This window comes from Rossellomorea sp. NPDC071047 (assembly GCF_050270195.1).
Taxonomy (GTDB): domain Bacteria; phylum Bacillota; class Bacilli; order Bacillales; family Bacillaceae_B; genus Rossellomorea.
Genome location: NZ_JBNNJT010000003.1, coordinates 132,715 through 151,782, shown reverse-complemented (window position 1 = coordinate 151,782; position 19,068 = coordinate 132,715). Strand labels below are relative to the sequence as shown.

General features: G+C 42.0%; 18 protein-coding genes. 9 read left to right on the top strand and 9 right to left on the bottom strand.

Translation table 11 applies throughout. The features are described from left to right. Nucleotides 1-11: 11 nt before the first annotated feature. From ACQKFO_RS12815 to ACQKFO_RS12800, 4 genes are all read right to left on the bottom strand, one after another. On the bottom strand, nucleotides 12-1,106 hold the full coding sequence (locus ACQKFO_RS12815) for a Ger(x)C family spore germination protein (protein ID WP_427599098.1): 1,095 nt from the start codon (nucleotides 1,104-1,106) through the stop codon (nucleotides 12-14). Continuing rightward, complete coding sequence (locus ACQKFO_RS12810; RefSeq protein WP_427599097.1) at nucleotides 1,103-2,191, bottom strand: GerAB/ArcD/ProY family transporter; 1,089 nt, start codon at nucleotides 2,189-2,191, stop codon at nucleotides 1,103-1,105. The genes ACQKFO_RS12815 and ACQKFO_RS12810 overlap by 4 nt, the downstream gene beginning before the upstream one ends. Nucleotides 2,192-2,208: 17 nt before the next feature. Beyond that, nucleotides 2,209-3,714 (bottom strand): spore germination protein, encoded by a 1,506-nt coding sequence (locus tag ACQKFO_RS12805; RefSeq protein ID WP_148995294.1) that lies wholly within the window; start codon nucleotides 3,712-3,714, stop codon nucleotides 2,209-2,211. Nucleotides 3,715-3,917: 203 nt separating this feature from the next. Then, nucleotides 3,918-4,883 carry an ABC transporter substrate-binding protein gene (locus ACQKFO_RS12800; protein ID WP_427599095.1) on the bottom strand — a complete coding sequence of 322 codons (966 nt, stop codon included), beginning with the start codon at nucleotides 4,881-4,883 and terminating at the stop codon, nucleotides 3,918-3,920. A 229-nt stretch (nucleotides 4,884-5,112) separates the two neighbouring features. Here ACQKFO_RS12800 and ACQKFO_RS12795 point away from each other — a divergent pair, with 229 nt between their 5' ends. From ACQKFO_RS12795 to ACQKFO_RS12775, 5 genes are read left to right on the top strand one after another with little or no spacing between them, the layout of a single operon-like run. Continuing rightward, the gene (locus ACQKFO_RS12795; protein WP_427599093.1) at nucleotides 5,113-6,099 is read left to right on the top strand and encodes a FecCD family ABC transporter permease; all 987 of its coding nucleotides are present in this window, start codon (nucleotides 5,113-5,115) and stop codon (nucleotides 6,097-6,099) included. A 3-nt stretch (nucleotides 6,100-6,102) separates the two neighbouring features. Then, nucleotides 6,103-7,158: a FecCD family ABC transporter permease gene (locus ACQKFO_RS12790; protein WP_148970084.1), complete on the top strand. Its 1,056-nt coding sequence runs from the start codon at nucleotides 6,103-6,105 to the stop codon at nucleotides 7,156-7,158. Between the two features lie 15 nt (nucleotides 7,159-7,173). Continuing rightward, nucleotides 7,174-7,992 (top strand): ABC transporter ATP-binding protein, encoded by an 819-nt coding sequence (locus ACQKFO_RS12785; protein WP_427599092.1) that lies wholly within the window; start codon nucleotides 7,174-7,176, stop codon nucleotides 7,990-7,992. After that, entirely contained in the window at nucleotides 7,989-8,747 is a 759-nt protein-coding gene (fhuF, locus tag ACQKFO_RS12780) for a siderophore-iron reductase FhuF (RefSeq protein ID WP_427599091.1), read from the top strand. Before ACQKFO_RS12785 ends, fhuF begins: the two co-directional genes overlap by 4 nt. A gap of 25 nt (nucleotides 8,748-8,772) precedes the next feature. Further along, nucleotides 8,773-9,039 (top strand): DUF2573 family protein, encoded by a 267-nt coding sequence (locus ACQKFO_RS12775; protein WP_427599510.1) that lies wholly within the window; start codon nucleotides 8,773-8,775, stop codon nucleotides 9,037-9,039. 292 nt (nucleotides 9,040-9,331) lie between these two features. On the opposite strand, the gene ACQKFO_RS12770 is transcribed toward ACQKFO_RS12775, so the two are convergent. Together ACQKFO_RS12770 and ACQKFO_RS12765 are read right to left on the bottom strand one after the other, a co-directional pair. Beyond that, nucleotides 9,332-9,688 carry a spore coat protein gene (locus ACQKFO_RS12770; RefSeq protein WP_427599090.1) on the bottom strand — a complete coding sequence of 119 codons (357 nt, stop codon included), beginning with the start codon at nucleotides 9,686-9,688 and terminating at the stop codon, nucleotides 9,332-9,334. Between the two features lie 17 nt (nucleotides 9,689-9,705). After that, nucleotides 9,706-9,969, bottom strand: coding sequence for a hypothetical protein (locus ACQKFO_RS12765; protein WP_113969038.1), 264 nt, complete (start codon nucleotides 9,967-9,969; stop codon nucleotides 9,706-9,708). 316 nt (nucleotides 9,970-10,285) lie between these two features. On the opposite strand from ACQKFO_RS12765, the gene ACQKFO_RS12760 reads away from it, so the two are divergent. The 3 genes from ACQKFO_RS12760 to ACQKFO_RS12750 all read left to right on the top strand — a co-directional run bounded on the left by ACQKFO_RS12760 (nucleotide 10,286) and on the right by ACQKFO_RS12750 (nucleotide 13,432). Continuing rightward, nucleotides 10,286-11,203 carry a proline dehydrogenase family protein gene (locus tag ACQKFO_RS12760; protein WP_427599089.1) on the top strand — a complete coding sequence of 306 codons (918 nt, stop codon included), beginning with the start codon at nucleotides 10,286-10,288 and terminating at the stop codon, nucleotides 11,201-11,203. 85 nt (nucleotides 11,204-11,288) lie between these two features. Then, on the top strand, nucleotides 11,289-11,804 hold the full coding sequence (locus ACQKFO_RS12755; RefSeq protein WP_427599088.1) for a GNAT family N-acetyltransferase: 516 nt from the start codon (nucleotides 11,289-11,291) through the stop codon (nucleotides 11,802-11,804). Between the two features lie 164 nt (nucleotides 11,805-11,968). Further along, nucleotides 11,969-13,432, top strand: a complete 1,464-nt coding sequence (locus ACQKFO_RS12750) for a potassium/proton antiporter (RefSeq protein WP_427599087.1) — start codon at nucleotides 11,969-11,971, stop codon at nucleotides 13,430-13,432. Between the two features lie 101 nt (nucleotides 13,433-13,533). Here ACQKFO_RS12750 and ACQKFO_RS12745 read toward each other — a convergent pair whose 3' ends face one another. The 3 genes from ACQKFO_RS12745 to ACQKFO_RS12735 all read right to left on the bottom strand — a co-directional run bounded on the left by ACQKFO_RS12745 (nucleotide 13,534) and on the right by ACQKFO_RS12735 (nucleotide 16,405). Beyond that, entirely contained in the window at nucleotides 13,534-14,160 is a 627-nt protein-coding gene (locus ACQKFO_RS12745; protein ID WP_427599085.1) for a YczE/YyaS/YitT family protein, read from the bottom strand. A gap of 438 nt (nucleotides 14,161-14,598) precedes the next feature. Then, a complete protein-coding gene (locus tag ACQKFO_RS12740; protein WP_427599084.1) occupies nucleotides 14,599-14,736 on the bottom strand; it encodes a YuzL family protein in 138 nt (45 codons plus the stop codon). Nucleotides 14,737-14,803: 67 nt separating this feature from the next. Next, entirely contained in the window at nucleotides 14,804-16,405 is a 1,602-nt protein-coding gene (locus tag ACQKFO_RS12735) for a bifunctional metallophosphatase/5'-nucleotidase (RefSeq protein ID WP_427599083.1), read from the bottom strand. Nucleotides 16,406-16,650: 245 nt separating this feature from the next. Between ACQKFO_RS12735 and ACQKFO_RS12730 the strand changes: the two genes are divergently transcribed. Beyond that, nucleotides 16,651-19,035 (top strand): 3-hydroxyacyl-CoA dehydrogenase NAD-binding domain-containing protein, encoded by a 2,385-nt coding sequence (locus ACQKFO_RS12730; RefSeq protein ID WP_427599082.1) that lies wholly within the window; start codon nucleotides 16,651-16,653, stop codon nucleotides 19,033-19,035. The last annotated feature ends 33 nt before the right edge of the window (nucleotides 19,036-19,068 follow it).

The window sequence follows — 19,068 nt, the reverse complement described above, 5'->3', positions numbered from 1 at the left end:
TCTTTATGATGTTATTCAACCGTACCTGCTTCTAAGATCTGAACCTTTGCGTCCACATTGAATTTTGCACGGGGATAAATGCTTTCTTTCCATTCTTTAATATCAAATCCACGTACCCCGTGCTTTTGATTTTGACCGATGCCGACCGGGTCTATGCCTAATTCCTGAAATTCCTTCAGCATGGTTAAGCATTTTTCTTCAATATCTTTTTCCATTTTTTTCTCAACTTCTCCCACTTTATCAGGTGTCAATTTTTTTCCGGTATACTCTCTGACAATTCCCCTGACCTTGATTCTCATTGTCACTTCAACAGGATCAGCTTTATGTTTGATGATAATTTTGTGCTTTGAAATCAGACTCGTTACAGAAGCCTCAACCGTTTCTTCCGCAGCTCCAGGCTTTTTCCCCATTTTGATGACATGGCTTCCTTCAGCAAGTTTATCCACTAATAATTTAAAGAAAAACATATCTTCAGAAGGAATCTTTTTGACCATTTTATCTTTATCGAAGAGGGCAACACCTGTAATCGCTATACTTTCATTAGAAAGCTGCTTCAATATAGGGAGATAGGCTGTTTGTCCTTCTTGGAAATAATTAAATAGAAATAAATGTAAATTTGTTTCCGGTAACTCTCTTCGTTGAATGTTATGTGTAATCAGGTTAGAAATATACGTTCCATTGCCCCTTAAGCCATAGTTCCCTTTAATCAGGTCACCTGCTTCTCCTTCTACTACCGTTACATATAGCCTTGCGCCAACACTGGCGTCTCTTTGGAGGGAGTCTCCAATATCGATGATTCCTTTCTTTGCCAGTTTTTCTCCTATCAACACGACATCCAAGCTTCCTCTTACAAGGGGCTGTTGCGCTCTTCTTTCTAATTTCTCCAGCACTTCCCGTGTGGATGATGCTTCCGCGGATAGCGTTCCGTTTTGGATGGATTTATCGGATAAATAAATGGGGAACAGTGCGGTCCCTCTAATTTTATTCTCACCTACATAATCATAAGCTTTTCCAGTTTCAACATATAAATCGTCGAGAATCTCCTTTTCTACGCATCCTGTGAGGAACAATGAACAAATGAGGAAGAGGATCAAGGATTTTTTCATTTTTTTTGTCTCACCTTCTTCATGATAGTCACCAGTACTAAGAGAGCAGGTATGTAAAAAAAGTTGAAATAAAAACCGATTTGTCCTGAAATCGTATTCAAGAAATTAACCTGTTTTCGGTCAGTGATAAAAGTTAAGGTACATAAACAGAGAATACAAATAATGACCAAGGCATGCCGATGTCTTAAGGGAGTCATACGCTTAATGGTCCTGCTGGCACACCAGAGAGAGATGCACACGTTTGGCAGAATGACTAAGCACCAATTAGCGATTCCGATATATTCAAAGCGTTCAACAAAGGGCATTTCAACAATCTTCCACATGGAAAGGGTGGCCCAGACGGTTTTTTCTAATTGCTTTTGACTGAAAAATGCAAACGAAATGATGGCGATCAAAGTGTATATGATGGTAGTTGTAAAAAGCGCCCAATGAGCATATTTTTGAGACTTTTTCGCATCTTTAATATAAGGATAGAGCATCAGTATGGCTTCGTATCCCAGATAAGTAAGTGACATATTTTTGGTTGAGATTAAGATATCTTTGATGGTGTGATCAAATACCGGTAAAACGTTTCGGAAATCTGCGTATTTAAATGTAAATGCAAAGGTTAAAATCAGATAACTGGGTAGTACAGTTCCAAAAAAAGCTGTACCTGCAATGGTACGGACTCCACCATTCACGATATAGAAGACAAGGATCAAGAAAAACAATGCAAACATAAACGTGCTTAATCGGGGATACATCCATACTTGCAATACCTCGATATACGTCCTCATAATCGTTATGACCAGCAAACTGAAGTAGAGGGTGAATAACAAATTAAATATATTTCCAATCCACTTTCCAAAAGCCAGAGTGTGAGCAGATACAAGGTCCCCTCCGGACTTTTCTAAAATTAAGTACATAATGAACATGAGAACATGAGTAAAGATACCTGCCAGGATGACAGAAATCCAACCATCATACCCCGCATTCATCGAAATGATTCGTTGGAACCCCAGAACACCTGCCCCGACTTGAATGGAATGTATAAGAAAGAAAACAAGGAATGGGGATATTTTTCTTCTATCTGGAATGGTTAGCATCTGATCACCTCCGACCTTTATTCATCTATATCCAGCTTTTTCTTTCCTTCAGATGGGCGGAACCGGTAAGGTTTTTTCGTTCTTAAATATTCTGGACGTCCAGCTTGTTTATTAAATGGGAACCGAATCAGAGCGTCTTTCAGGTCCTTCATTCTCGGAGGATAGAGCGGCTCCAGGAACGGTCTTCCCAGTGAGGTTAATTGTAATAAATGCCCCATAAGTAAACAGAAACAGAAGACGATTCCTAATAATCCCCATAGTTGTGCGAACAACAAGAAAGGGAATCGGAGCAAACGAATCGTATTACCCATTCGGTACACGGGAGTCGTAAAGGAAGCAAGCGCAGCAAGGGCAACTAATATGAGAAGTACATTACTTGTAATCCCCGCCTCTACGGACGCGGTCCCGATTACGATTCCTCCAACGATACCGATGGTTTGACCAACTTTGGTTGGAAGACGTGCTCCTGCCTCACGCAGTAATTCAATCGTTAATTCGAGAAATAGCGCCTCTAATATAGGAGGCAAAGGAATTTCTTGTCTCGATGTCACAAGAGTGGCCATTAAATCCTTTGGAATGAGTTCATAATGATACGTCAGGGCAGCAACGTAAATCGGTGTAATCAAAATCGAAAACCCTACTGCAAAAACCCTCACTAGACGGAGGAATGAAGCAATCGAGAAATTCAAGAAGTAATCCTCATAGGCATTAAAAAACTCGACGAGTGTTGTGGGTCCTATCAATGCGTGAGGAGATCCATCCACCATCACGGCTACTTTCCCTTCTACCAGTACAGAAGCGACACGATCGGGTCGTTCTGAATCCAATAGCTGGGGGAAGGGGGAATTACTATTATCGGCAATGAGCTGTTCAATAAATGAACTGTCCATGATTTGATCAAAATCCACGGCTCGTAAACGTTGACGCATCGTATTCACATTGGCTTCATCCACTAAACCATCAAGATAGACTAAAGCAACTCTCGTGTGAGTCAGTTTTCCGAGGTTGAATTCTTCTACTAATAGCTCTTTAATAGGAAGACGTTTTCGGAGCAGATTAAGGTTGTCACTGAGAGATTCCACAAAGGCCTCTTTCGGACCAACCACACTGAATTCCACTTCCGGTTGCGAAACCTTTCTTCCCATTTCATTCTTCGTAGCGATGAAGGCGAATTTCCGGTTAGAGGCATCCATCGTTAACAAGGTATATCCGTTAAAAAGTTTTTGTTCAATTTGAGCTTCATCCTTGGATACTTCTATATCCAGGACAGGAACTAACGTCTTTAAGTCATCAAATGAATGAAAATCTTTTGAAAGTAAGGAGGGAAGAACATCCTCCTGCAGAATCTTCCCATCAATCAGGGTGGTAATGAAATGCAGGCTGAATTTGGCCCCTGTATGAGGGTTCTGATAAAAGGCTTGTTTATAGTCAGCCGATTTTTCAGCTTCCTGCTTAAAGCTTTCATAGGTTTGTTTATTCTTCGTGTTATCGGTGTTTTTCTTATTTCTAAAGAATGGAAACATACTAATCCCTCATGTTCGATGTATGGTCTATACTGTAGTGTTTCCGAAAATAGGAGAATTATGATATTTGATGGGGGAAGTGGGAAAAAACGTTAAGAGCTGCTGAATGTAAAGGGGGAAATGTGTTAGAATTGGATCAATCCGGATCGGGAATGAAATAAAAAAGACTGGACAAGGGAGATCCCTTATCCAGTCTCATTTGGCTATTCCTGCTCCAGGAAAAACTTCTCGATATCATCAAGCATTGCATTTGCAGCCACGACTCCACCTGCTGTGTTCCAGATTGCATCACTTACTTCATATACCTTGTCTTGTTTTGCTACTTCAAGATTTTGGAATAGAGGATCGTTCAGCCACTCCTCAGCCAGCTTGTTCGCTTCTCCATCACCCGTTTCATAAGTGAAGTAGAATAACACATCTCCATCCATTGCCGGGATGCGTTCTTTTGTCACACCTTTTTCAGCAAAGTCGTCAACATCCTGGCCTTCAGGACGGGCAAACCCTAATTGATCCAGGATCACACCTGAGAATGAATCTTTATGGTAGATACGTACGTCACCTGCTAAAAAGCGGACCATAGAAACTTTCTGATTCAGCTTGTCTCCAAGCTTACCTTTAAGATCTTCAATTCGCTGGTCATACTCGGCTAAAACTTCTTGACCTTTTTCTTCTTTGTTCAGTGCTTTAGCGTATAATTCAAAGTTCTCTTTCCAGTTACCTCGTAATGTTTCAGCCATCACCGTTGGAGCGATGTCTTTCAGCTGATTGTATTGTTCCTCTTGACGCATTTTGTTCCCGATAATAAGATCCGGTTGAAGTTTTGCAATGGCTTCCATGTTTAATTCACTTTCAGTCCCGACCACTTCAACGTCTTTCATATCGTCGGCAATATGATCATACCAAGGATCACCTGTCCAGGATTGTACGGCACCAACAGGAGTCACGCCCATAGAGAGAAGAGCCTCTGTTCCTTCATTTGTAAGGATGACAACCTTCTTAGGAGTTCCTTCGATTTCAGCCGTACCCATTGCGTGTTCCACTGTGTAGGTTTCTTCTTTTTTATCATCGTTCCCTGTAGAACCTTCTTTTTCTTCTTCTTTATTACCGCAAGCTGCTAAGAATAGAAGTGAAGCGATAACGAATAAAGATAACAAACTTCTTAATTTCATATGTATGAATCCTCCTGAAATATTATATGGTTGATAATGATTATCAATTACACTTTTTATATTAGATGAGAAGGTTTTCATTGTCAATACTTAAATGATAATGATTTTCAAAATCATTGACGGTTGTTTCATTCTTCTTTAAAATAGTAATGAAAGAAAAGAACGTGAACATGAATAGATTTTCCTTTCCTTATTGGATTTCAATTAGGGATAGAAAGGTTAACACATAATGAAAACTCAAAAACAATTTCTTCTGTTTATAGGAACCATTCTTATACTCATAGCGTGTATTGGAATCAGCATTGTCTACGGGTATACGGATACGTCGTGGAGATTAGCTCTTGAAGCGTTTACCAACCCGGATGGATCGACGGAGCATATCGTGCTCCAGACAATCCGATTACCACGTGCACTTATCGCGGCGACAGTAGGGGCATCCCTTGCCATTTCAGGAGTCCTGATGCAGACTTTGACCAAGAATCCTTTGGCATCCCCCGGTATTTTCGGGATTAATGCCGGTGGTGCCTTTATGGTGGTAGTGGCGGTTACGTTATTTGGTGTAACCAACCTTCAATCCTTTACGTGGCTGGCGTTTCTGGGAGCCGGACTTGCTGCCGTCGGAGTGTATGTCATCAGCTCCGTCGGGAATAACGGCTTGACTCCCATGAAGCTGACGTTGGCAGGGGCTGCCATAACGGCGATGTTCTCTTCATTCACACAGGGTTTGCTTGTACTGAATGAAGCAGCATTAGAGCAGGTTTTGTTCTGGCTTGCAGGATCTGTTCAAGGAAGAAGCCTGGACATTTTATCCGGAGTATTTCCTTATATCGTGGCAGGATGGATCCTTGCTCTCATGTTGGCAGGAAAAATGAATATACTTGCCATGGGAGAAGATGTTGCCAAAGGATTGGGACTTAAAACAGCCTTGATTAAATTTATCGCATTACTTGTGGTTGTGCTTTTGGCAGGTGGTTCTGTAGCCATTGCTGGACCAATCGGCTTTATCGGAATTGTCATCCCCCATCTTGCGAGAAAAATCATCGGGGTGGATCATCGCTGGTTGATCCCTTACTCAGGATTGCTCGGAGCGATTTTATTATTGGCAGCTGACATTGGAGCCCGATACATCATTATGCCCCAGGAGGTGCCGGTTGGTGTTATGACAGCCATTATTGGCGCACCATTCTTCGTGTACGTTGCAAGGAAGGGGTTTTAACCGATGAATAAGTTTATTGGGAAACGCTGGCTCAAGGACCGGGTTTCTATGCTCGTTGATATATCAGCAATGAAGAAAATCATGATATTAGGCGTCATCACTTTACTCGTCCTTATTATGAGTACAGGAATTGGTGACTTGAAAATTGCACCATGGAAGGTCGTAAGCGTCTTCTTTGGAGGCGGAACAAGTTTAGAACAGCTTGTTGTTACATCATTTCGACTTCCAAGGATAATCATTGCTCTGCTCGCCGGGATGGCATTGGCCGTTGCAGGCGGGATTTTGCAAGGAATGATCCGAAATCCGTTGGCTTCCCCGGATATAATCGGGATCACCGGAGGAGCGGGTGCGGCGGTCGTCGCTTTCCTGACCCTTTTCAGTAACGATGATAATACCTTGATGGTCAGTATAAAATGGATGCCTGTTGCAGCATTTATCGGTGCAGCTGTCATTGCCTTTTTAGTCTATTTCTTGGCATGGAGAAAAGGTGTATCCCCAGTCAGGCTCGTATTGATCGGAATCGGGATATCAGCTTTGACACAAGCATTGACTACATTGCTTATGATCCTCGGCCCTATATATAGAGCGAGTCAAGCAAATATATGGATTACAGGTACCGTTAACGGATCCGACTGGCAGGATGTGTGGATTCTGCTTCCATGGAGCCTGATTTTTATAGTGTTGAGCTTTTTTATCACCCGTCAATTGAATATACAGGAACTTGGGGAAGAGATCGCTACAAGTGTTGGAGGGAACGTTCAGAGACAACGCTTTTTACTTCTCCTTATGTCAACGGCTCTAGTGGGTGGTGCGGTTGCCTTTGCAGGGGGGATCGGCTTTGTAGGTCTGATGGCTCCCCATATGGCAAGAAGAATGGTAGGATCATCTTTCGGTGCGTTACTTCCGACTGCCGCTTTTATAGGTGGTATTCTCGTGATGGTGGCAGATCTGATCGGCCGGACATTATTCCTGCCTTTGGAGGTTCCAGCCGGTGTATTTACCGCAGCGATAGGAGCACCTTATTTTATCTATCTATTATTTAAAACAAGAAATTCTTAAAGGAGTTGGCCATTAATGAGTGACATTTTACAAACGAAGGATTTAACTCTATCTTACGGGGAACGAACGATCATTGATGAACTGAATATTGATATTCCAAAAGGGGAGATTTCTGTCTTCATCGGCGGAAATGGCTGCGGTAAATCCACTCTTCTTCGTTCCATTGCCAGATTACTTAAGCCCAAACAAGGTTCGGTTATGCTGGATGGGGAAGCAATCTCTCGTTTATCAACGAAAGAAGTCGCTCGTAAAATGGCCATTCTCCCTCAATCACCAACGGCACCCGAGGGATTGACCGTCCTGCAGCTGGTCAAGCAAGGTCGGTACCCTCACCAGACATGGCTCAAGCAGTGGTCCCATAAGGATGAAGAAATTGTCCAGGACGCTCTGAAGGCAACGAAGATGGAGGAGCTGCAGCACCGAAAAGTGGATGAACTTTCAGGCGGACAGAGACAACGTGCTTGGATTGCGTTGACTTTAGCGCAAGACACAGACATCATTTTGCTGGATGAACCCACTACCTATCTCGATATGACACATCAAATTGAAATTCTTGATTTATTATTTGAACTCAACGAGAAAGAACAGCGAACCATCGTCATGGTCCTGCACGATCTTAATTTAGCCTGTCGCTATGCCCATAATATTGTCGCCATCCGTGATAAGCAGATTTATGCCCAAGGGAAGCCTGAAGATGTGATCAGCTGTGAACTCGTGAAGAATGTATTTGATATGGATTGTCAGGTGTCACGGGATCCTTTGTTTGGTACTCCGCTATGCATCCCATTTGGAAAAGGCCGCTGCATTCTGAATGCTGTGGGTGAAACGGGATGAATGCCCTCACCCAGGAACAGTGGGACACTCTAAAGAAATATCGTTTTCATAGAGAGTGGGATCCTGCTTTTACAGGGGAAGAGGCAAGCTCTTTCTTAGGGGAGAGTGATATGAAAGCCTATCTAACCGGCAGGCTTTCGGCAATTGGGACAGATGATCTTAAGGTAGCAGCGTCCTTATTCATGAAACGCTATGCTTTCATAGCGGCAATGGGATTAATGGTAATGACGTATTGGAATAAGAAGTTAAACCTCAAGCCTGAGAACCTGATCCTGGTGGATGGAGACAAGAGTGGATTGTGGATGCCACAGTTTTACTTAAAAGATGAAATCGTTACTGAATTCACTTCCACCGGGGAGAAAGAGGAATTTATACAGTCGCTCTTTCGAGATCATCTTAATGGAGTGATACAGTCGTTAAAGAAAGCGACAAAGCTGTCAAATCTTATTCTTTGGGAAAATATCGCCGTCTATGTTTTCTGGATTTTCGAAAATGATGATGTTCTTTTAAACGAAGGAATGAGAGAATTCCGCGATGAACAATTCCGCCAACTGCTGTCTGATGAAAATAGTCATTGGTTCGGACAGTATCATAAAAATCCTTTGGCACGTTACTATAGTGGAAAAGTAATTGTTGAAGCTGTAACGGAAAAGGTTCGTGTTCGTAAAACCTGTTGCTTCTCCTATAGATTGGAAAATGGGGAGCAGTATCGTTGTAAAACATGTCCGCAAACCTGTCGAGTGAAAAGGACATAGCTCAATATTCACAAGGAGGTTTAAGATAATGAAAGAATTCCAGGAACAATTTGATGCATTAGTAGAAAAATACACTGAGCTTTTAGTTGGTGATAGCGATTCGGATAAGAAAGAAATGGTCACCAAATACGTTCTGTACTCCTTCATCGCGAAAAATATGCCTGCACTCGTGAAGCATTGGAATTCTTTGTATCCTGAAGGCAAGGATGAGATGAAGCGGATCGTCGGAGAGATAAAAGAGATGAATGAAGCCCATCGCGCGGAAATGAATGGGGAAAAGAATGAAGAGTAAACGATTTTAATGTGGAAAGTGCCCTTTTTTGTTTAAGAGGGTGCTTTTTTTATTGGATTTTGTCTTAAGTGGTGAGGTAGAGGGAGATTTTAGCCGTATTTGTGGGATATATTATCGATATTGCCTCGTTTATTATCGACTTCGCCCCATTTATTATCGACTTTACAGCTTATATTATCGACTTTCAAAACTTTATTTTCAATTCGGCAAAAATGACCCATCTTATCCCGAAAGCCTCACCCCGCACGCATTTTTCAATAAAAAAAGGCAGACCAGCGTCTGCCTTCTGACATTATTGAACTTGACCGCCATACCCATAAGGAAATTGGGAAGAATACTGCTGGTGCTGCTGATAGGATTGTTGAATCTTTTGACTGTCGGCAGCCTCCAGCTTATACCAGCCTTTGCGGAACATTTCATTGTATAGCTCGCGTTGAGCATTTTGTGTTTCGTTAAAAATCGTGAGCAGATCCTGATAAAGCGCTTGATGACTTGCTTCGTTCAGGGCTGTACAGTAAGAAGCAGTCATATATTTCTCGTGAGACAGCACATCCGTAATAAAGTCTCGATCATTCATCTGTGGCGTTTCCGGTACTTGTGTTTGCGGATTTTGGATTTTTTGTTGATTCTGTTGATTCTGTTGATTCATGTATGGGGGACTCCTTTCTACATCATGTTTTGGTTTTGGTTAGTCGTATTCAAATGCGCCAGAAGTTGTTGGTAGTGACGTTGATGCATCTGTCCGCATTTATCCAACTCAGCTTTAATCTCAGTATCCTGACAGTGAGCTGCTGCAAAATGGCACTTCTTCATGGCATTAAGATTCCACGCAAGCATGTCATTTAAATATAAAGAATCCTTCGTTGTAAGCATTTGCGGTGGTTCAGTATAAGCTTGTGGCTGGCTTCCTTGTTGAGGTTGTTGTTGCATTTTCTTATTCCTCCTTTTCAATCTTTGAATACCCTTTCTTTGTATCGTCGATAGGTAATATTACCCTGTATACGACCCCTTAAGAAAGTTTTATAATCATAGGGCAAAGGTTATTTTTCCTAATGCCCAACATGATTATTCACGTATTTACAAATTCCGATAATATTCTACTAAGAAAGTATTGAAAGTATATTCAAAACCTTTAAAAGGTGATAAAATGTTGGTAGATATATTGTAGTATGAACTTTTTCTTTTTTAGCAATAAAGAAAACGGTTTCATAGTATGATATATATGTTTTTTCAGGGGGTAAGCAACATGGAGCAAGCAATGCGTAATTTCTTTTTATTCCTTTCAAAAAATAGACCGATGACGAAACTGGCTAAGAAATATGGCCTGCGTTTCGGAGCCGGCCGATTCGTTGCAGGATCTTCCATTCTGCAGGCAGTTGAGGTTATCCGTGAACTGAATAGTCAGAATCTTGTTGTAACGATCGACTATTTAGGTGAGTTTGTGGACAATGAGCGAGAAGCAAACGAAATGGCCCTGGAATGTGTAGAGGCTGTTCGTGCGATCGGGAGAGAAAACCTGAAATCTCAATTATCCCTGAAGATGACATCAATGGGGTTGGATATTTCCGAAGAGATTGTCATGAAGAACATGAGGTTGATTCTTGATGAAGCAACCAAGCAAAATGTATTTGTGACCATTGATATGGAAGACTATTCCCGCTGTGGAAAGACCATTGATATCTTCAAGCGGTTAAAGTCTGAGTATGATAATATCGGCACGGTAATACAAGCCTATTTATATAGAACAGAAAAGGATATGGATGATCTGAATGCGTATTCCCCTAACCTGCGTCTAGTAAAAGGGGCCTATAAAGAATCACATGAAGTTGCGTTTCCCGAGAAGAAGGATGTAGACGATAATTTCAAAAAAATTATTAAAACTCACCTGTTGAACGGCAATTATACGGCTATTGCCACTCACGATGATGAGATGATCGAATATACGAAGAGACTCGTGGAAGAGTACAATATTCCGCGTGATCAATTCGAGTTTCAAATGCTTTTTGGCATTCGTGTAGAGCGTCAGCATGAACTGGTCAAAGAATGCTATAAAATGCGCGTATACGTTCCATACGGTACGGATTGGTACGGATACTTCATGAGAAGACTGGCTGAAAGACCGGCAAATGTCGCCTTTGTTCTAAAAGGGGTCATGAAGAAATAATAATAGTAGATAGTATTAAGACTCTATGGATGTTCATGGAGTCTTATTTGTATATTTTTAATCATGGGAAGGAGGTTAGGGAACAATGAAAATTGTCCCGTTTCGAGTGGGAGGAAAGTATTTCAGGAAAATGATCAAGCTTTATTGCCAGCTCTTTGAGGTGGATCCTGCAGGCATGGAACAACAGTTTAAACGTCATTCTACGTACCCGCATTTTGAAGGATATCTCGTTATTGTGGGTGATGAAGTCGCGGGGTACGTATATGGATATTCCTCTGAAAAAGGGCAATATTATCACGAGCTCTTAGCTCGCCATCTACACCGGAATCGTGAATGGATGGAGAATTGCATGGAACTGGTCGAACTTGGCGTTCATCCCGATTACAGAGGAAAAGGTATTGCAAAACGACTGATGGGAATATTATTGCAGAATAGAAGAGAGGAAAGAGCACTACTTACGACCCGCAAGGATAATCAATCAGCCATTGATTTTTATCATTCTCAAGGCTGGAAAACCCTTCGTGATGGATTCTTTCCGAATGTACCACATGAATATATCATCATGGGTAAAACTTTAAGCAGAAAAGACAGGAGTCGATGATTTTCGCTCAACTTCTAAACAGTATGAGGAAGATGGAGTTCATCCTGCTCATAATTTCAGAAGTTTTGATCAGTACGGTCATGGGCAAGGCTTTTTAATTGTTACGTTATTCACAATATTATATAATAAAAGAGAATAATCTTCATGAAATAAGAGGCGATAAAATGGAAATTACCATTGATAACTTGACTTTACTGCTTGGCCTCTTGCTTTTAGTCGGTGTTGTCACCGCTAAGTTCTCCACACGGTTAGGCGTTCCCTCACTTATTTTATTTATCATCGTAGGTATGGTTTTAAATACATATTTCTTCTTCGATAATGCTCCAATGACACAATTCATCGGAACACTTGCTTTAATCATCATCCTGTTTGAAGGTGGACTTCAGACGAAATGGAGTAATGTGAAAAGTGTCTATAAACCTTCATTATCACTGGCAACCATTGGAGTCATTGTGACCACACTTTCGATAGGAGTGGCAGCAAAGTTCATCCTCGATGTAAGCTGGCTGGAAGGGATGTTATTTGGAGCTATTGTTGGTTCAACGGACGCTGCAGCTGTTTTCTCCGTTTTAGGGAACAAAAACATCAAACCGAAAATTTCTTCTACACTGGAAGCAGAATCAGGCAGTAACGACCCGATGGCCATCTTTTTGACGGTAGCTTTTTTGCAATTGATCCAATTTCCCGGATTAAATCCTGCTACCTTGATTTTAAGCTTTTTTTGGCAAATGGGTATGGGGCTGGTACTTGGACTGGTGCTGGGATGGGCATCTGTATGGATCATCAATCGGATCAACCTTGATTCATCCGGGTTGTATCCAGTTCTGTCCATTTCACTGGCTATCTTCACATACGCTTTTACGAGCATACTTGAAGCGAGCGGTCTATTAGCTGTCTATATCATGGCGATCGTAGTCGGAAATCAGGAATTGACCTACCGACATTCGATTGTCCGCTTTAATGAAGGATTTGCCTGGATGATGCAAATCGTCATGTTTATCCTGTTGGGTTTATTGGTTTTCCCTCAGCATTTGCCTAGCATTGCGTGGCAAGGAATCGTCCTATCGATTCTACTGATTGTCGTAGCGAGACCACTGGGAGTGTATTTAAGCCTTGCCCTGGCAAAGAACTTCTCGATAAAAGAAAAATTCTTCATCTCTTGGGCTGGTTTGAAGGGCGCGGTACCAATCGTATTAGCAACGTATCCAATGGTTGCCAATATCGAAAACAATGAAGTCATCTTCAACGTCGTGTTTTTCGTTGTACTTCTATCCGCTCTGATACAAGGAACGACCATCTCACCTTTAGCCAACTACCTTAAGCTTGCAGGAGAAGAAAGACCCCCTGTCGCTCATAGCATAGAACTCGTTTCAATTGGTAAGACAAACAATGAAATGCTCGAAGTTCTCATTAACGACGATGCCTATATTACAAACAAGGCGATTAAAGACATCAATCTCCCTGAGAAAACATTGATTTCAGCGGTTATCCGAAACAATGAACTGATCACTCCAATGGGAGACACCGTAATCAAAGCAAATGATACACTTTATGTGCTTGCAAATAAGAGCCAGAGAAAGCGTATCAATGAACTCTTGAATTCTAAAGGGGGATTAAGTTCCACATAAACACATCAATTGAATCCGGGCACGAGCCCGCTCAGAAGAGCCAAAATCTATCAATAATAAAAAAGCAATCTCCCACTCGGAAGATTGCTTTTTATTATTGATTAATCAGCAGAAACGGCTGCTTTACCCATTGATTTTTTCTCAAAGAGCTGTTCGAAAATCGGAAAGCTATATTGAACTACGAATCCTAATAGAAGCGTAACAATGATTGTGCCGATCCCAATATCACCCTTAAACAGGAATGCCAGTGACAGGGCAAATCCTTCACTGATGATTCGCGAATTACGAAGATTTAATCCGAAGCGCGTATGGATGGCCACCATAAGTGTATCCATCGGGCTTGCCGGGAATTTAGCCTGCAAGTAAATAGCAATCCCAAGTCCCATCGTCAAAATCCCCGATGCAAGGGTGAATACCTGGTTCATCAGCATCTCAGGAGCGTAATCATTAAAGACAACCAGTAACCAAAAATCAATCAAAAGGCCAATCACAAGAATGGACCCCGCAGCCAATACATCAGGCTTCTTCTTCAAAATAAGAGCATTAAGGCCGATCAGTACAACCCCATTTATGAAAACAGCGGTTCCAACCGTAATCCCAAACATATTCGATTCCCCAACGGCCAGGGCATCCCAGGCAGAAGCACCCAGGCCAGATTTAATAATCAAGGCAACCCCCATCGTCAAAATAAAAAGTCCAATCGTAAAAAACATAAGTCTGCGCTTCATTATATAGTCTCCTTATCTGTAAACGTTATCATTACTGTACTTTAAAAAACAGACGAGCTACCTTAGTTGATGATGATGATAAAGTAGGAGGTCTGACAACTTAAAATTTATATTCTTAGTTTACTGTAAAAGTGGGGACAAGGCAAAGTTAATTTTTGCATGGGGAGGGGAAAAGCCTGGGTATTAGTGTGTGTGGTTGGGAAGGGAGGGAAAAAGTGTTTGCGGTTGGCGAAATTTGTCGAACGGTCGATATATTGAAAATATGGTTGATAAAATGAAACAACGATCGATAAATATGGATAACGGTTGATATATCTAGATGACGGTTGATAAATATCCCAAAGTCCTTTAAATCTCCAATGAACGCCAATCACACACCACACCACGTAAAAAAAGCACCCAACCAAAAAGGTCAGGTGCTGCTTTTACTGAAAAACACTATGGTTGCTTCTTAAATTGATTGTTTTGACTGTTTCTTTTCCCGCCGCCGGCCATCTCCACGGTAGGTCCAGCGTCGCCCTTCATGCTTGCTGCACTCACTCCAGCCTTGGAAGGATTTTTCTTATGCTTAGCCATGTCGAACACCTCCATTACTAAGATTCCCTTATCCATATGGAATTATGAAAAAGAAGAGGGACGGACCTCAAAATGAGGTCCGTCCCTCTTCATCGACCACAACTTTCCAATTGTGGTTACAGGCCGCTTTTATGGTTTGATGCTTAAGGAAGTAATCAGCAATCAACTCGGTCATGTCGATTTGTATTTCTTTGATGATCTTCTTGTTTTTGAACATGGTGTATTCTCCGCCGCCTCCTGCACGATAATTGTTCATGACGACTTGGTAATGCTGTTCTTCTGCTAAGGGTACACCATTGCAGAAGAGGCAGGTAACTCGTTCTCCTATTGGAAGGCTGATATTCAGTACATAGTCAATTCCTTCCCACATATCATAATTATAATGCTGAGGTTTAGGGGTGGTAAAATCCGGGTTCACACTAAGCACCCCTTCTTGGTTTACAGCAAAATAAGATGCCGAACGCTCAAGGGCAAGACGTATGTCCCTGCCTTTCAGCTCGAGAACGGTTAAAGTATTGGGATAAATATAGTTAGACACGATGTCCCTCAATGTGACGATACTGGGCAGTCCCTGCTGTGATTCACTGAATAGTGCAGTTGCTGAAATGAAAACGTCTGTTGCCTCCATTTGGACACGCTGGATGAACTCAATGAATGGATGTTCCTTAATACGAGCCTCGAATGAATCTTCTATTTGCATATTCCCTTCAATCTTACCAATGGGCTGGTCCAGCCAAGTTTGTGTTTTCCTTTCAATATCACCGGCGATGGAAAGGACCTTTTGATCGGCCTCAATTCCATCCATTGAAATGACCTGAGACTCTTTGCTTAAAATAGACCATCCTTGCTTGTACCGTTTTAACTCAATCGTTACTTTTCCGATGCTCTCACCGTGCAGTCCAGGCTGAACGATTGAAACACCATTGATGGAGCCGGCAAGTTTTCTGTGTTGATGACCAGTCAGCAGTACATCGATTCCCTTTACTTCCTGGCAAATTTTATAGCCCTGATTTTCTCCAGTTTGTCGTTCAGTTGGTGAACCGGATTGAATATCCTTTTCAAAACCCCCATGATACGAAACAATCATCACGTCAGGTTTTTCTACTTTGTGAATGTGGGAAACCCAATTCCGGGTGGTGGTAATGGCATCTTCAAATGACAAATCGACAATGTGAGAGGGGTTTTCCCAGTTTGGAATATAATGTGTCGTTACACCAAGTACAGCGGCTTTCACCCCACTTGGGAACACTTTGATAAAGTAAGGGAGTCCGAACAATGGCTTCATGGTCCCCTTATCGAGGATGTTAGCGGACAAAAAAGGATATTCTGCTTCTTGATGAGCTTCACGTAATGGTTCCATCCCATAATTGAATTCATGATTGCCAATCACGGCTGCATCGTAATTCAATTCATGTAAAATAGAAACAAAAGGGTTTGGCAAATGACGAGCTTGTTTCATATAGTAATAAGTAAGGGGGGTGCCTTGATAGAGATCCCCGTTATCAATGACCAATACATTGCCGGTTTGGCTCCGAACTTCTCTAATATAGGTAGCGATTTTACCTAAACCAACGGTTGCTCTTTTCTTCGTTCCATATAAGTAAGGGAATATATGCCCATGAACATCACTGGTTTCTAATATCGTGATAGATGTCGTCTGATTTTTCATTCGAACCTCCGTAGCCTTGAAATTTTCAGTACCTGATTGTGTTATCAAGTTTACATTATCCGGAAAGAAGATGACACCGTAGAAACATCAAAGTTTTTGTAAAATTTATCATTTTTAGTCTTTTAAATATTGCGATATTTTAGAAAATCAGATATATTAGATGTAACAGGAACTCATTCGAGTCTTTTTTTTGAGTGAAAAATGAATGAGTATTCATTCAAAGTGTGTAAAAGGGGGAAATACCATTGGGTCGTAGAATTCAGAAAGCCGCAGTGTTAGGATCAGGAGTCATGGGTTCAGGAATTGCCGCTCATCTTGCAAATATCGGCATCCCGACAATGTTATTAGATATCGTACCAAGAGAATTAACAGACGAACATAAAGCAAAGGGACTGACAGAGGAGAGCAAGGCGTTTCGTAATCAGTTTAGTGAAAACGCTTTAAAAAAGCTTTTTAAACAAAAACCGGCACCATTGACTTCAAAGCAAAACGCCTCACTCATAACAGCAGGCAACTTCGAGGATGATCTTCAGAATATCGGGGATTGTGACTGGGTCATAGAGGTAGTCGTTGAGAATTTAGATATCAAGAAGAAAGTGTTCGAACAAGTGGAACGATACCGGAAACCGGGTAGCATCATCAGTTCAAATACATCCGGGATTTCAATCGAAGCTATGTCAGAAGGACGAAGCGATGATTTCCAGAAGAATTTCTTAGGCACGCATTTCTTCAATCCGCCTCGTTACTTAAAGCTTCTTGAAGTGATTCCAACGAAGAAGACGGATCCGGAAGTAGTCAGTTTCATGAAGACATTTGGTGAAGACATCCTTGGTAAGGGTGTCGTAATGGCGAAAGATACGCCGAACTTCATTGCAAACCGCATCGGAACGTATGGATTGCTCATCACTGTTCAAGAAATGCTGAAAGGCGGCTACTCTGTAGGAGAAGTGGATTCCATCACGGGACCAACGATCGGGAGACCTAAAAGTGCCACTTTCCGTACACTTGATGTGGTCGGACTTGATACATTCGCACATGTAGCGAAGAATGTATACGACCAAGTGGAAGGGGAAGAGCAGAAGGTATTTGAAGTACCGGCGTTCATGCAGAAGATGCTTGAAAATGGCTGGCTCGGAAGCAAGAGCGGACAGGGCTTCTTCCTGAAACAAGGAAAAGAGATCCTGGAGCTTAATCCGGAAACCATGGATTATCAGCCACGTCAAAAGCTGAAAACGGCTTCTCTTGAAATGGCGAAAAATGAAAAAGGATTAAAAAACAAAATAAAATCACTTGTGTATGCGAAAGATCAAGCAGGCACGCTCCTATGGAATATCGTGTCCCCGGTGTTGAACTATTCCGCCGAGCTGCATGGTGAAATCGCCGATGATATCGTAGGCATCGACCAGGCAATGAAATTGGGCTTCGGATGGGAAATGGGCCCATTTGAAACGTGGGATGCAATCGGAGTTGAAAAATCTGTGACCCGTATGAAGGAAGAAGGCCACATCGTTCCTGAGTGGGTGGAAACGATGCTCTCTGAAGGTCATTCCGCTTTCTATAAAGAAGAAAATGGTGAGCGTTACTTCTATCACAATGGAGACTACCAACTTGTAGAGAGAAATCCGAAGGCAATCGACTTAAAGGCGCTTAAGACGCAAGGGGAGCTGATCAAAAAGAATTCCGGAGCAAGCCTAATCGATATAGGTGATGGTATCGCGCTTCTTGAATTCCATTCTCCAAATAACGCCATTGGAATGGATATTACGCAAATGATTAATTTTGCAGTGGATGAAGTAGAGAAGAATTATAAAGGCCTCGTCATCGGAAATCAGGGCAAGAACTTCTGTGTAGGAGCAAATCTTGCCATGATTCTAATGGAAGCACAGGATGACAACGTATTTGAAATCGATATGGTCGTCAGACACTTCCAGCAGGCGATGATGAAGATCAAATATTCAACAAAACCAGTTGTAGCAGCACCATTCGGCATGACATTAGGCGGAGGTAGCGAAGTTTGCCTACCGGCTGCCCACATCCAGGCTTCAATGGAAACGTACATGGGCTTAGTGGAAGTCGGTGTCGGATTGATTCCTGGAGGCGGCGGAAACAAAGAGCTTTATATGAAGCACTTAGCGAACCTTCCAAATGGAGTGGAATTCGATCTTCAAAAAGTAGCCAATAAAGTATTCGAATCGATTGCTATGGCCAAGGTATCCACATCCGGTGATGAAGCAAGGGAAAACAACTTCTTAAATAAAGCAGATGGGGTAAGTGTAAACAATGATCATCTGTTATACGATGCCAAACAGGCTGCGCTAAGCCTGTACGAAGGTGGATACTCAGCACCGATCCGTAAGAAAGTACCCGTTGTGGGTGAAACAGGATATGCAACTCTTCTTCTTGGAGCTCAATCCATGCTCCAATCAGGATTTATTTCAGAACACGATCTGATGATCGCGAAAAAGCTTGCCTACGTCATTGCTGGCGGGAAGGTTCCATACGGCACTGAAGTAGACGAACAATACTTGTTGGATCTTGAAAGAGAAGCATTCCTGAGTCTTGTTGCACAGCCGAAATCACAGCAAAGAATGCAGCACATGCTTGTAAAAGGAAAACCATTACGCAATTAATCAGCGTCTATACCATATTAGAAAGCGGGGGAA

Excerpts from the sequence above, each read along its gene's own strand:
- ACQKFO_RS12815 (WP_427599098.1), bottom strand. The coding sequence starts at position 1,106 with ATGAAAAAATCCTTGATCCTCTTCCTCATTTGTTCATTGTTCCTCACA.
- ACQKFO_RS12810 (WP_427599097.1), bottom strand. The coding sequence starts at position 2,191 with ATGCTAACCATTCCAGATAGAAGAAAAATATCCCCATTCCTTGTTTTC.
- ACQKFO_RS12805 (WP_148995294.1), bottom strand. The coding sequence starts at position 3,714 with ATGTTTCCATTCTTTAGAAATAAGAAAAACACCGATAACACGAAGAAT.
- ACQKFO_RS12800 (WP_427599095.1), bottom strand. The coding sequence starts at position 4,883 with ATGAAATTAAGAAGTTTGTTATCTTTATTCGTTATCGCTTCACTTCTA.
- ACQKFO_RS12795 (WP_427599093.1), top strand. The coding sequence starts at position 5,113 with ATGAAAACTCAAAAACAATTTCTTCTGTTTATAGGAACCATTCTTATA.
- ACQKFO_RS12790 (WP_148970084.1), top strand. The coding sequence starts at position 6,103 with ATGAATAAGTTTATTGGGAAACGCTGGCTCAAGGACCGGGTTTCTATG.
- ACQKFO_RS12785 (WP_427599092.1), top strand. The coding sequence starts at position 7,174 with ATGAGTGACATTTTACAAACGAAGGATTTAACTCTATCTTACGGGGAA.
- fhuF (WP_427599091.1), top strand. The coding sequence starts at position 7,989 with ATGAATGCCCTCACCCAGGAACAGTGGGACACTCTAAAGAAATATCGT.
- ACQKFO_RS12770 (WP_427599090.1), bottom strand. The coding sequence starts at position 9,688 with ATGAATCAACAGAATCAACAGAATCAACAAAAAATCCAAAATCCGCAA.
- ACQKFO_RS12765 (WP_113969038.1), bottom strand. The coding sequence starts at position 9,969 with ATGCAACAACAACCTCAACAAGGAAGCCAGCCACAAGCTTATACTGAA.
- ACQKFO_RS12760 (WP_427599089.1), top strand. The coding sequence starts at position 10,286 with ATGGAGCAAGCAATGCGTAATTTCTTTTTATTCCTTTCAAAAAATAGA.
- ACQKFO_RS12755 (WP_427599088.1), top strand. The coding sequence starts at position 11,289 with ATGAAAATTGTCCCGTTTCGAGTGGGAGGAAAGTATTTCAGGAAAATG.
- ACQKFO_RS12750 (WP_427599087.1), top strand. The coding sequence starts at position 11,969 with ATGGAAATTACCATTGATAACTTGACTTTACTGCTTGGCCTCTTGCTT.
- ACQKFO_RS12745 (WP_427599085.1), bottom strand. The coding sequence starts at position 14,160 with ATGAAGCGCAGACTTATGTTTTTTACGATTGGACTTTTTATTTTGACG.
- ACQKFO_RS12740 (WP_427599084.1), bottom strand. The coding sequence starts at position 14,736 with ATGGCTAAGCATAAGAAAAATCCTTCCAAGGCTGGAGTGAGTGCAGCA.
- ACQKFO_RS12735 (WP_427599083.1), bottom strand. The coding sequence starts at position 16,405 with ATGAAAAATCAGACGACATCTATCACGATATTAGAAACCAGTGATGTT.